Here is an 11,670-nt window from a genome sequence, read left to right as displayed (position 1 = left end):
CGGCCGGGCTCAGTCCTCGGGCAGCTCCACCGGCGCGATCTCGTCGTAGACGTCACCGGGGCCGGGGTTGGACGGGTCGGTGGCGCCGCCGAAGTGGTGCATCACGCCCCACACGGCGTTGAGCGCGGTCTGCACGGCGCCCTCGGCCCAGCCGGCCGTCCAGGAGATGTCGTCGCCGGCCAGGAAGATGCCCCGCTTGTCCTCGGGCAGCCGGTCCTGCATGAAGTGGGTGAACAGGCGCCGCTGGTAGCGGTAGTGGCCGGGCAGGTTGGCCTTGAACGCGCCCATGAAGTAGGGCTCGTTCTCCCACGAGACCGTCACCGGGTTGCCGATGATGTGCTTCCTGATGTCGACCTTCGGGTAGATCTCGCCGAGCGACTTCAGCATGACCTCCATCCGCTCGTTCGCGGACAGCGGCAGCCACTTCAGGCTGTCGTCGCACCAGGTGTACGACAGACAGATGACGGCGGGCTTGTCCGGGCCGTCGTCCAGCAGGTAGGTGCCGCGGGTCATCCGGTCGGTGAGCGTCATCGACATGACGTCGCGGCCGGTCTCCTCGTCCTTGTCCAGCCAGAACGGCCGGTCCACGGGCACGAAGAGCTTGCTGGACTCCATGTAGTGGGTGCGCTCGATCGCCGTCCAGTGGTCGATCGGGAACAGTGCGTCGTCACAGGCGATCTTGGACAGCAGCATCCAGGACTGGGCGGTGAAGATCGCCGCCTTGTAGGTGCGGATGTCGCCGTTGGCGTCCGTCACAGTGATCCGGTTGCCCGTGGTGCGGTGCAGCCGGGTCACGGCGGGCCGGGGCTCGCCGTTCTCGTGCAGCGACCTCAGGGACGTCCCGTGGGCCCAGTGCACGATCTTCTGCGGCTCACGCTCCCACAGACGCAGCGGCAGCTGCTGAGAGCCGCCGACGATGCCGCGGTGGTGGTCGTCGGCCTCGGTGTAGACGACCCGCAGGATCTCCAGGATGGAGTTCGGGAAGTCGGTGTCCCAGCCGCCGGTGCCGAAGCCGACCTGGCCGAAGATCTCGCGGTGCCGGAAGGATTTGAAGGCCTCGGAGTCGCAGAGGAAGCCGTAGAACGTCTGGTTGTCGAGCTTCTCGACGAGCTTGGCCCAGATCTCGCGAATGCGCGGGACGTCCCGCTCGCGCATGGCGCGGTTCATGTCGGAGAAGTCGGCGCCCTCCTCGAGGCACTTGTTCCAGGCGTCGGCGACGTCACGGTAGACCTGGGGGAGGTCGTCGATCGTCTCGGCGTAGTGCGACTCGCCCTTGAGGTCGACGACGGTCGAGGGGGTCGCCTCCGCCAGCGGGTTCGGGAACGGCGTGGTCTCCAGGCCGGCCAGGTCGATGTAGTGCTGCAGTGCCGTTGAGGACGGCGGGAAGCGCATGGCGCCCATCTCGGCGGTCAGCGACGGGTCGCAGCCCTCGAAGCCGACGGTGCGCAGCCGGCCGCCTATCTTGTCGGCCTCGTAGACGACGGGCTTGAGGCCCATCTTCATCAGCTCGTACGCGGCCACGACGCCGGACAGACCACCGCCGATGACGGCGACCTCGGTGCCGTGCTCGGTCGCGGGTATCTGGCCGAGGCCCGCCGGGTGGGCGAGGTAGTCGTCGTACGCGTACGGGAAGTCCGGGCCGAACATGGTGATCGGCGGCTGCTGCTCGTCTGCGTGCTCGACGGCGTTGGGCACCGTGGACGTCATGGGGTACGGACTCCTTGCGCGGGAAGAACTCGGGGGAAGGCTGCGGGGATCAGACGAGGGACCCGTAGAGACCGGGGCGGCGGTCCTTCAGGTACGGGTTCGCCTCGCGGGAGGCGGTGAGATGGGCGGGGTCGACGTCGGCGAGGACGAGCTCCTCGATGTGGCCCGCGCGGGCGCGGGCGACACCGTCGGGTCCGGCGAGGGTGGACAGCCCGATGAACTCGAACTCCCCTTCCCGGCCGACGCGGTTGACGTAGGCGACGTACATCTGGTTCTCGAAGGCCCGCACCGGCACCAGGGACTCGGCGACGAACTGGAACGGATGCATCTGGGCCGTGGGGACCACAAGGAGATCGGTGCCGGCCAGGGCGTGGGCGCGGACGTTCTCGGGGAACTCCACGTCGTAGCAGATCATCAGGCCGATGCGCAGGCCGTTGAGCTCGGCCTGGACGACCGGCCGGTCGCCCGGAGTGAAGTGGTCGCGCTCGAAGCAGCCGAAGAGGTGGGTCTTGCGGTAGTTCGCGAGGCGGGTGCCGTCGGCGGAGATCAGCTGGGCGGCGTTGAAGACGGTCTCGCCGTCCCGCTCCGGGTAGCCGTAGGCGATGGCCAGACCGTGCCGGGAGGCGATGTCCGCGATCACGTCCGAACAGTCGCCGTCGGCCGGTTCGGCGAGCCGGGCGATCTCGTCGCCGATCGCGTACCCGGTCAGGAACATCTCCGGCGCGACCAGCAGCCCGGCCCCGGCGCCGGCGGCGCGGCCCGCGGCCTCGTCGAGCACCTTGAGGTTCTCGGCGACCGAGCCGGGGCGGCCGGAGCTCTGGAGGAGGGCGGTGCGCATGCGTGTTCTCCACCGGTACGGAAGGGGTTGGGGGGCCAGTTAGACGGTACGGTCGGCGCCCTCGGCCGGACAAGGAGGAGCCGTTGCGCGCCCATGAGCGGATCGTTGCGTGGGGGGCGGGCCGGCCGGCGATTCGTTGCGTGCCGCCGGCGCTCGCTCCGGGGCTTCGGGGCTCACAGCTCGCGCAGCCGCTCCACGATCTCCCGCAGCAGCTCCGGGCCGGCCGCCGGGGCGCCCGCGGGCCTGAGGCGCGGCTCGTCGATGCGCACCAGACCGGCCTCGGCCAGGTCGCCGAGCAGCACACGCACGACCGTCAGCGGCAGATCGGCGTCCGCGGCGAGCTCCACGACCGGCCGCGGCCCACGGCGCACCAGGTCGAGCAGGGACGCCGGGGCATGGTCGACGTCCGTGCGGGAGTCCTCCGTGTCCAGGGCGGTGACCTGCGACATCAAGTCGATGGAGTGACGGTGTGAGGGGCGGGTCCGGCCCCGGGTCACGGTGTAGGGACGCACCATGGACCCGGTCTCGTCCTCGTACCAGCGGTCGTCTTCGGACACGGCCGGTCAGGTGCCGGCGGGGTCCGAGGCCGACCGCAGGGCGGCGTCCATATGGCGGCCGACCCGGCGGACGAGCAGCGCCATCTCGTGCGCCAGCTGTCCGACGTCGGTGCGGGCCTCGCTCAGTACGGCCAGCCGGGTGCCGGCTCCGGCCGGGGTGATGAACAGATAGGCCTCGTCGAGCATCACCATGGTCTGCCTGACCTTGCCGGCACCGAACCGCTCCCCCGCCGAGCGGGCCAGGCCGTGAAAGCCGGAGCAGACGGCCGCGAGGTGCTCGATGTCCCGCCGGCGCATGCCCTCCGAGGAGCTCAGCGGGAGGCCGTCCGCGGTCAGCAGCACGGCCTGGCGTACGTGGTCGGTTCTTGCCACGAGATCGTCGAGCAGCCAGCCCAGATCCGTGCCGGGCGGCTGGTCGGCCTGGGCGGGGTGCTCGGGGCTCTGGTCACGGCGCATCGTCGGCGTCCGTCCCTTCCTCGGTCTCGGTTCGCTCCGCGGGGGTCTCGGTTCGCCCGGCGGGGCCGGGGTCCGTGGGGATGCCCTTGCGGCCGCGGTCCAGGCCACGCTGGTAGGCGCCGAAGATGTCCCGTACCTCTTCGGCGCTCACCTCGCGCCCCGGGGCCTCGTCGGGAGCCGGCGCCCCGGTGCGCAGGCCGGGCGCGAGGGAGGTCTGACGGACGCGGGTGGGCAGGGCGGGAGCGGCGGGGGGCGGAGCGGGTTCGGGCCCCTCCTCGCGCGCGTGCTCGGGCCCCTGCTCGCGCGGGTGCTCGCTCCCCCGCTCACCCGGGTCCCCGGACCCCTTCTCTCGCGCGTGCCGCGGGTCCTCGGGGCCCTCCTGCCGCGTGTGCCGCTGCTCTCGCTCCCCCCGCCGCTCGCGGGTGAGCACCGCCGTGCCGCCCCGTGCGGGCAGCGCCCGGACCTTGGCGTCGTCCCGCGGGGCGGGTGTGGCGAGCACGACCTCGGCCAGGATCGCCTCCGGCAGCAGCACGACCGCCGTGGTGCCGCCGTACGGCGACCGTGTGAGGGTGACCTCGACCCCGTGCCGGGCGGCGAGCCGGCCCACCACGTACAGGCCCAGCCGGTCGTGGCGGGTCGGGTCGAACCCGTCCGGGGCGGTCAGCGTGCGGTGGGCCGCGTCGATCTCGTCGGGGCCGAGCCCGAGGCCGCGGTCGTCGATCTCCAGGACGAAGCCGCCGCGGACACGCTCGGTGCGCAGGGTGACCCGGGTGTGCGGCGGGGAGAACACGGTGGCGTTCTCGAGGAGTTCGGCCAGCAGATGCACGACGTCGGCGACGGCGTCCGCCGCGATCCCCACCTCCGGCATCGGCGGGACCACGACGCGCGCGTAGTCCTCGATCTCGCTCACCGCGGAGGACACCACATCGGCGACGGGCACCGGCCGCCGCCATCTGCGGCCGGGAGCCGCACCCGAGAGGATGATCAGGCTCTCCGCGTGGCGCCGCATACGGGTGGTCAGATGGTCGATCCGGAACAGCTCCTCGAGGACGTCGGGGTCCTCGGTGCGCCTCTCCAGGGTGTCGACGAGCTTCAGCTGGCGGTGGACGAGGGCCTGGTTGCGCCGCGCGATGTTGAGCAGCACGGCGAACAGCCCGCGGCGGAGCATGGCCTGCTTCACGGCGGCCTCGACGGCCGCGCGGCGTGCGGCGTTGAAGGCCCGGCCGACCTGCCCGATCTCGTCGGGGCCCGCCTCGCCCTCGGCCAGCGGCGGCGCTTCGGCGAGGGCGTCCACCTCCTCACCCGCGCTCAGCCGCTCCATGACGTCGGGGAGCTGTCGGGTGGTCAGCAGGTCGGCGGAGTCCCGCAGCGTTTCCAGGCGGCGTGAGATACGCCGGGCGCCACGGACCGCCAGCCACAGCGACAGGCCGACGGCGGCCAGTCCGATCACCCCGACGGCTGCGGCCTTGGCCAGCTCCCGGTAGGCGAACGCCCGCCCGTGCGCGGCCGCGTTCTCGGCGGACTGGGTGCACAGCAGCATGTAGCGCTTCACGGCCCGGTCGGTGGTCGTCCGCCACGAGTCGGCCGAGACCGCCCGGCCCGCGCCGTCGGCGCCCGCGCGCAGCAGGGCGTCCTCGCCCGCGGTCAGGGCGCTGTGCACGCTGTCGTGCTGGAACCGCTCGAAGAGGGTCCGCGAGTCGGACGGCAGGTCGGGCACATAGGTCCGTTCGAACACACGGCGGTCCTCGATGGTGGCCGTGAGCGTGTCGTACTGACGGTCGGTCAGTCGCCCGGCGGCACGCGCCCCGGCGACGAGCGCGTCCTCCCGCGAGACGAACTCCCGCACCCGCACCAGCTCGGTGACGACCTGTGCCTCCCGCGCGAGCCGGCCGGCCTGCAGCGCGGTGAGCGCGGACTGGACGTCGAAACCGGGTTCCACCAGGGCGCTGTACTCGGCCACCGCCCGGTCCCAGGAGATACGGCCCGACAGCACACGGTCCCGCAGCCCCTCCAGCCTGCCCGTGGCGGCGACCGCGGAGTCGAGCGTCCGCCGCTGCCCGTCGGACAGCCGGCCGCGGTCGCCGTCCCGGACCGCTTCCTTCAGGGCGTTCACGGCCCGGTCGGTACGGCGCTGCTGCTCCAGCAGGTCCAGGGCGGCCCCGTTGCGGTGGCCCCCGCCCAGATACGCGGCCGCGAGCCGTCGTTCGATCTGGATCTGCCCGATCGCCGTGTCGACGGGCGTGCCGAAGTCCTCGTACACGCCCTGGAGCCGGACGAGGGCCCGGAGTTCACCGGTGACCGACACCATGGCGAAGCTCCACAGGGTCAGCAGGGCGATCGCCGGAGCCAGCGAGAGCGCCACGATACGCGCGCGAACCGTGGTGGGACGGCCGAAAGGCCAGCGCATGGTCTCCCCCGGGAGGACATGACGGTCGGGTGCCGGGCGGGGGTCGGGTGACCTGCAGGTATTACCCGCCGGTAGTGAGTGCGGCACAACCTACGGTATGGATCAGGTCACCGCAATGGTTGCCTCGGGTAACCCGGAGTCAGGACCTGCGGTGAACGGCGAAGGTGGTGACGACCGCCGCGTGGTCCGAGGGCCAGTCGTTGGCCGCGACGTCCGGCCAGGCGCTCGGACTGCCGACGACCACGGTGCGGGAGTCGAGCACCGCGAGGCCCCGGTGGAGCACGTAGTCGATGCGGTCCTGGGGTTCGGGGCGCCCGCTGCCGTCCTCGTGCAGGACGTGGATCGGGGACCAGGTGTGGCCGGGGTGGCGGACGGGGTCCGGGTGGGCCTCGCGATAGGAGTCGCGCAGGCCCGCCTCCTCGGCGGCCTTCGTCACCGGCCATGCGACATCCGGCCAGTCCAGATGCGAGGGGCAGTTGAAGTCGCCGACGAGCACGAGCGGAACGCCGTCGGTGGCCGACTCGTCGATCCGGCGCAGGGTGTCCCGCATCTGGGCGAGCCGCACCTCCTCGTGGGCGATCAGCTCGGTCGCGGGCAGCCCGTCGAAGGCGGATTCGTAGGGTCCGTACGGGGTGTAGTCCAGGTGGGCCGTCCAGACGTCGACCTCGCATCCCGGGCCGACGCGCAGCCGGACGCCCGCCGCCCCGTAGAAGCGCACGTCCGGGTCCCCGAAGCGGGCGGTGATGGGGTACCGGCTGATGACACCGAGGTTCTCCCCGGCCCGGTGGTGGTGCCAGCCGAGCGCCTCGGCCAGCTCCTGGGCCGCCGTGCCGCCCGTCTCCTGGAGGCCCACCACATCGGCCCCCGTCTCCAGGACCGCCTTGAGCTGTTTGGCCCGGTGGTCGTCGACCATGCTGCCGCCGAGCCACAGGTTCCAGCTCATCACGCGCAGTTCGTACGGCAGCAGGGACCGCAGCCGCTCGGGGGTGGCGTCTTCCAGGCTGGCCAGCACGGTCCGCCCGGGCGCGGGCTCGATCGGTGCGAGCGAAGGTACGGCGAGCACCGCGCAGCCCGCCGCCTCGGCGGAGGCGACCCCGGTCGGGGTGTCCTCCACGGCCACGCAACCTGCGGGGTCGACGCCGAGCGCGCGGCACGCGGCCAGGTACGGGTCGGGCGCGGGCTTGGTGTGCTCGGTGTCGTCGGCGGTGACGGATACCGCGAAGCGGGCCGCGCCCAGCACTTCGAGGACGGTGTCGGCGACAGCCCTCGGGGAGGCGGTCACGAGCGCGGTGGGGATGCCCTCGCGGGCGAGGGCGTCGAGCAGGCCGAGCGCGCCCGGGCGGGGCACCACGCCGTCGCGGACCCGCTCGGCGAACTCACCGTGCAATGCGGCGGCGAGACCGGCGGCCGGGGCGCCCGTGAGCGAGGCCAGCCAGCCGGCCGTGTGCTCGACGGGACGGCCGAGCACCTCAGGCTGGTCGTCGGCGCCCAGCGTCCGGCCGAGTCCGGCCGCGACCCGCTCCACCGCCTCCCACCACAGCCGCTCGGTGTCGACGAGCGTGCCGTCCATGTCGAACAGGACGGCCTGGAGCGGGCGTCGGGTCACGGTTCTCTCTTTCCTGGGTGGGGGGAGGGCTTGCATATGAGGCGGCGGGCGTCAGCGGGCGCGCTCGGCGACCAGCACGGGGCGCTCCGGCAGGGTCACCGTCACGGCGGCACCGGCGCTCAGCTCGGCCGCCTCGTGCGCCGGCAGGTCGGCCTTCAGCTCGGTGGCGCCGGCGAGGCGCACGGTCAGCCGGACCGAGGCGCCGAGGAACGCGGTGGCGACCACCCGCGCCTCGCCCTTCTCGTCCGCGGTCACCCGGACCGCCTCGGGCCGCACCAGCACGTCCACCTCGGTCGCGGCGGGTGCGTCCCCGTCGACGGGCAGCCGCTGCCCGAGCACCTCGACGGTGTCCGAGGACAGCCGCCCCGGGATCCGGCTCATGGTACCGACGAACTCTGCGACGAAGGCGGTGGCGGGACGGCCGTACAACTCCGCGGGGACGGCGCACTGTTCGAGCCGTCCGGCACGCATCACCGCGACCCGGTCGGCCATGGACAGGGCCTCCTCCTGGTCGTGGGTGACGAACAGGGTGGTGATGCCGAGTTCCTGCTGAAGGCGGCGGATCTCCTCGCGCAGGGTCAGTCGCACCTTGGCGTCGAGCGCGGAGAGCGGCTCGTCGAGCAGCAGGACACGCGGGCGCAGGGCGAGTGCCCTGGCCAGGGCGACGCGCTGCTGCTGTCCGCCGGAGAGCTGGTGCGGGAAGCGCTCTCCCTTGTCGCCGAGGCCGACCAGGTCGAGCAGTTCGGCGGCCCGGGCGCGCCGCTGGGCGGTGCGCACCTTGCGCATGCGCAGCCCGAACGCCACGTTGTCGAGCACGGTCAGATGCGGGAAGAGGCTGTACGACTGGAAGACCATCCCGGCGTCGCGGCGGTGGGCCGGGACGCGGGTGACGTCCTCGCCGTCGACGAGCACCGCACCGGAGTCGGGGTGCTCGAATCCGGCGAGCATGCGCAGCGCGGTGGTCTTGCCACAGCCGGACGGGCCCAGCAGGGCGAGGAGCTCGCCGGGGCGGACGGTGAGGTCGAGTCCGTCGAGGGCGACCGTGGCGCCGAACTCCCGGCGCAGGCCGCGGAATTCGACCGTGGCGGCCTTGTCGGGCGTGACGGCCTGTTCGAGCGTTGCGGCCTTGTCGAGCGTCATGAGGTTCATCCCTTGGCGGCGGTTCGGGAGCGCCCGCCGAGGACGGCGAGCGAGAGAAGCAGGGCCCAGGTGACGAGCAGACTGAGCACGGAGACGGCGACGGACAGCTGGGCCTGTGAGCCGCCGACGCTGTAGATCCACACGGCGAAGGGGGTGAAGCCCAGCAGCTGGGCGACGGTGAACTCGCCGAGGACCAGCGCCAGCGTGAGGAAGGAGGCGTTCAGCAGGGCCCCGCGCAGATTCGGCAGCACCGCCCGGACCAGCGCCTGGGCCGGGCTCGCCCCGCAGCTGCGCGCGGCCTCCACGAGGGTGCGCACGTCGATGGCGCGCAGGCCCGCGTCCAGGGACCGGTACACGAACGGCAGCGCCATCACCACGTAGGCGAGGACGAGCACGACGGGGAAGTCCTGGTTCTGGATCGCCACGAACGTCTGGAACAGCGGCGTGCGGGAGAGATAGTCGGGCCCCCACTTCAGGACCGTGGCGATGCCCGCGACGAACGCGATCGGCGGGACGACCAGCGGCAGTGAGCAGACCACCTCGACGACCGGACGCAGCCGGGACGCGTCGAGCCGCAGCGCCACGGTGGCGGGCACCATCAGGAGCAGCACCACGGCGATGGTCGCGGCGGCCAGCTCGAGCGACAGCAGCAGGCCGGGGCCGAAGCCGGGGGTGGAGACGATCTGACGGTAGGCGTCGAAGGTGACGCCCTGGCCGGGCACGTCCACCGTGAAGACCACGGAGGCCGCGAGCGGGACCAGGAAGTACAGGCCGGCCAGGGCGAGGACGCCCCAGCGCCACAGGTTCAGGCGAGCCATCGCGCACTCCGTCGTTGCAGGGGCAGGTACACGGCCATGACCAGGCCCGCCACCAGGACCATGTCGAGGCTGAGGGCGAGTGCCACGTTCTCCTGGCCGACCAGGACGTTGCCTGAGAGGGCGTCGGCGATCTGCAGGGTGACCAGCGGAACCGCGCTGCCCACCATGGCCGCGGCGGTGGCGTAGGCGGAGAAGGCGCTGCCGAACAGCAGCACGAGTCCACCGAGCAGCGAGGGCCCCAGCACGGGCAGGGCCACATGGCGCCAGTACTGCAGGGTCGTGGCGCCGTTGTTCTGCGCGGCCTCGCGCCACTGCGTGCGCAGGCCCTCCAGCGCCGGGGTGATGGTGAGGACCATCAGCGGGATCAGGAAGTACAGGTAGACGATGACCAGGCCCCAGAAGCTGTACAGGCTCCAGCCCTTGTCGGTGAGCCCCAGATGGCGGGTCACCACACCGGAGTTGCCGAGGGTGGCGACGAAGGCGAAGGCCAGCGGGACACCGCCGAAGTTGGCGAGGACGCCGGATGCGGTGAGCACGGCCTCGCGCAGGGCCCGGAAGCGGGAGGTCACCACGGCCTGGGCGAGCGGTAGCCCGAGGACGGTGCCGAGGGCGGCACAGACGGCGGACAGCTTCACGCTGCCGGCCAGGGCGGTGAGGTAGGCCCCGTGCAGCGAGACGGTCAGGTTGGCCGTGCCGTAGGACGTGGCGCCCGTCGTGGGGTCCTTCACGGTGAAGGCGCCGTTCAGCATGGCCACGGCGGGGATCCCGAAGGCGACGGCCGTGAAGGCGAGCAGCGGGAGGACGGCGAGCGTGCCGGAGACGCGGCGCCGCCGCCGCTGCTGCGCAGCAGCGGCGGGCGCCACCTCGGCCTCGGTGAGGACGGCGGTCATCCGGAGACGGCCTTACCCCAGCCCTGGGCGATGAGCGTCTTGGCCTTGCTCTGCTGGGCCTCCGTCGGGAAGGACGGCGTGCCGGAGACCGCGGGGAGCTTGGCCGCGGCGGTCTTGTCGAGCGTGCCGGCCTTCTCCATGGCGGGCATCAGCGCGGGACGGGCGTATCCCTTGAGCCAGAGGTTCTGGCCCTCGGCGCTGTAGAGGTACTCCTGCCACAGACGGGCGGCCGCCGGGTGCGGGGCGTCCTTGGTGATGGCCTGGGAGTAGTACTGGGCGTACTGGCCGTCGGCGGGGATGGCGACCTTCCAGTCGACGCCCTTGGACTTGAACTCGTCGGCGTAGCCGGCGTTCAGGTAGTCCCAGTCGATGCTGATCGGGGTCTCGCCCTTCTCGACGGTGGCCGGGGTCGACTCGACGGGCGTGTAGTTGCCGCTCTTCTTGAGCTTGGCGAAGAAGTCGAGGCCGGGCTGGATGTCGTCGAAGGAGCCGCCGCCTGCGAGGGCGGCCGCGTAGACGCCGCCGAAGGCGGAACCGGACTTGGTGGGGTTGCCGTTGAGGGCGACCTGGCCCTTGTACTGCGGCTTGAGGAGGTCCTTGAAGGTGGTGGGGCACTCCTTGACGCGCTTGGCGTCGCAGCCGATGGAGATGTAGCCGCCGTAGTCGTTGTACCAGCGGGCCTGCGGGTCCTTCTGGCCCTCGGCGATGTCGGCGTAGCCCGTCACCTTGTACGGCGCGAGCAGCCCCTGCTGGGCGGCGCTCAGCGCGAAGGAGCTGCCGAGGTCGAGGACGTCGGGGGCGCGGTCCTGGCCCTTGCGGGAGGTGACGGCGTTGATCTCGTCCTGGCTGCTGCCGTCCGGGTTCTCGACCTGCACCTTGATGCCGTACTTCTTCTGGAAGCCGTCGATCAGGGCGCCGTAGTTGGCCCAGTCGCGGGGCAGGGCGATCGCGTGCAGCGTGCCCTCCTTCTTGGCCGCCTTCACCAGGGCGTCGAGGCCGCCGAGGTCCGCGGCCGAGGTCGCGGTGGCCGCGCTCTTGCCGTCCGCGGTGGTCGACTTGTTGTCGGGGGCTGCGCCACAGGCGCTGAGGGCGAGTGCGGCGGCGACGGCAAGGCCACCGGTGAGGACGGCGGTTCTCGGCAGGAACACGGTCACTGTCTCTCCAGGAGTACGCGCGAGCGGTGAAACTGAGGGAGGGAGGGCTTGCTCAACTTGTCTGAACAAGTTACCCCTAGTACGCCCGCAGCCGGTG

The 11,670-nt window shown here is 72.2% G+C and carries 10 protein-coding genes; all 10 read right to left on the bottom strand.

Going from position 1 to position 11,670, the window contains the following annotated elements; all coding sequences use genetic code 11:
* Window positions 1-9 precede the first annotated feature (9 nt).
* The 10 genes from LZ604_RS20660 to LZ604_RS20615 all read right to left on the bottom strand — a co-directional run bounded on the left by LZ604_RS20660 (window position 10) and on the right by LZ604_RS20615 (window position 11,573).
* A complete protein-coding gene (locus LZ604_RS20660; protein WP_234516896.1) occupies window positions 10-1,707 on the bottom strand; it encodes a flavin monoamine oxidase family protein in 1,698 nt (565 codons plus the stop codon).
* Window positions 1,708-1,756: 49 nt separating this feature from the next.
* Window positions 1,757-2,545: a carbon-nitrogen hydrolase family protein gene (locus LZ604_RS20655; protein ID WP_234516895.1), complete on the bottom strand. Its 789-nt coding sequence runs from the start codon at window positions 2,543-2,545 to the stop codon at window positions 1,757-1,759.
* 173 nt (window positions 2,546-2,718) lie between these two features.
* Window positions 2,719-3,102, bottom strand: a complete 384-nt coding sequence (locus tag LZ604_RS20650; RefSeq protein ID WP_234516894.1) for a DUF742 domain-containing protein — start codon at window positions 3,100-3,102, stop codon at window positions 2,719-2,721.
* 6 nt (window positions 3,103-3,108) lie between these two features.
* On the bottom strand, window positions 3,109-3,558 hold the full coding sequence (locus LZ604_RS20645) for a roadblock/LC7 domain-containing protein (RefSeq protein ID WP_234516893.1): 450 nt from the start codon (window positions 3,556-3,558) through the stop codon (window positions 3,109-3,111).
* Window positions 3,548-5,965, bottom strand: coding sequence for a sensor histidine kinase (locus LZ604_RS20640; RefSeq protein ID WP_234516892.1), 2,418 nt, complete (start codon window positions 5,963-5,965; stop codon window positions 3,548-3,550). Before LZ604_RS20640 ends, LZ604_RS20645 begins: the two co-directional genes overlap by 11 nt.
* 139 nt (window positions 5,966-6,104) lie before the next feature.
* A complete protein-coding gene (locus tag LZ604_RS20635) occupies window positions 6,105-7,571 on the bottom strand; it encodes an HAD-IA family hydrolase (protein WP_234516891.1) in 1,467 nt (488 codons plus the stop codon).
* Window positions 7,572-7,622: 51 nt separating this feature from the next.
* Entirely contained in the window at window positions 7,623-8,711 is a 1,089-nt protein-coding gene (locus LZ604_RS20630) for an ABC transporter ATP-binding protein (protein ID WP_234516890.1), read from the bottom strand.
* 5 nt (window positions 8,712-8,716) lie between these two features.
* The gene (locus tag LZ604_RS20625) at window positions 8,717-9,529 is read right to left on the bottom strand and encodes an ABC transporter permease (RefSeq protein WP_234516889.1); all 813 of its coding nucleotides are present in this window, start codon (window positions 9,527-9,529) and stop codon (window positions 8,717-8,719) included.
* Entirely contained in the window at window positions 9,517-10,419 is a 903-nt protein-coding gene (locus tag LZ604_RS20620) for an ABC transporter permease (protein WP_234516888.1), read from the bottom strand. Before LZ604_RS20620 ends, LZ604_RS20625 begins: the two co-directional genes overlap by 13 nt.
* The gene (locus tag LZ604_RS20615) at window positions 10,416-11,573 is read right to left on the bottom strand and encodes an ABC transporter substrate-binding protein (protein WP_234516887.1); all 1,158 of its coding nucleotides are present in this window, start codon (window positions 11,571-11,573) and stop codon (window positions 10,416-10,418) included. Before LZ604_RS20615 ends, LZ604_RS20620 begins: the two co-directional genes overlap by 4 nt.
* Window positions 11,574-11,670 lie beyond the last annotated feature (97 nt).

Origin of the sequence: Streptomyces glomeratus, from assembly GCF_021462825.1 — a bacterium.
GTDB classification, from domain to species: domain Bacteria; phylum Actinomycetota; class Actinomycetes; order Streptomycetales; family Streptomycetaceae; genus Streptomyces; species Streptomyces glomeratus.
Note: the sequence above shows the minus strand (reverse complement) of the source record. Positions and strands in the feature narration are given on the sequence as shown.

Excerpts from the sequence above, each read along its gene's own strand:
- LZ604_RS20660 (WP_234516896.1), bottom strand. The coding sequence starts at position 1,707 with ATGACGTCCACGGTGCCCAACGCCGTCGAGCACGCAGACGAGCAGCAG.
- LZ604_RS20655 (WP_234516895.1), bottom strand. The coding sequence starts at position 2,545 with ATGCGCACCGCCCTCCTCCAGAGCTCCGGCCGCCCCGGCTCGGTCGCC.
- LZ604_RS20645 (WP_234516893.1), bottom strand. The coding sequence starts at position 3,558 with ATGCGCCGTGACCAGAGCCCCGAGCACCCCGCCCAGGCCGACCAGCCG.
- LZ604_RS20640 (WP_234516892.1), bottom strand. The coding sequence starts at position 5,965 with ATGCGCTGGCCTTTCGGCCGTCCCACCACGGTTCGCGCGCGTATCGTG.
- LZ604_RS20630 (WP_234516890.1), bottom strand. The coding sequence starts at position 8,711 with ATGACGCTCGACAAGGCCGCAACGCTCGAACAGGCCGTCACGCCCGAC.
- LZ604_RS20625 (WP_234516889.1), bottom strand. The coding sequence starts at position 9,529 with ATGGCTCGCCTGAACCTGTGGCGCTGGGGCGTCCTCGCCCTGGCCGGC.
- LZ604_RS20620 (WP_234516888.1), bottom strand. The coding sequence starts at position 10,419 with ATGACCGCCGTCCTCACCGAGGCCGAGGTGGCGCCCGCCGCTGCTGCG.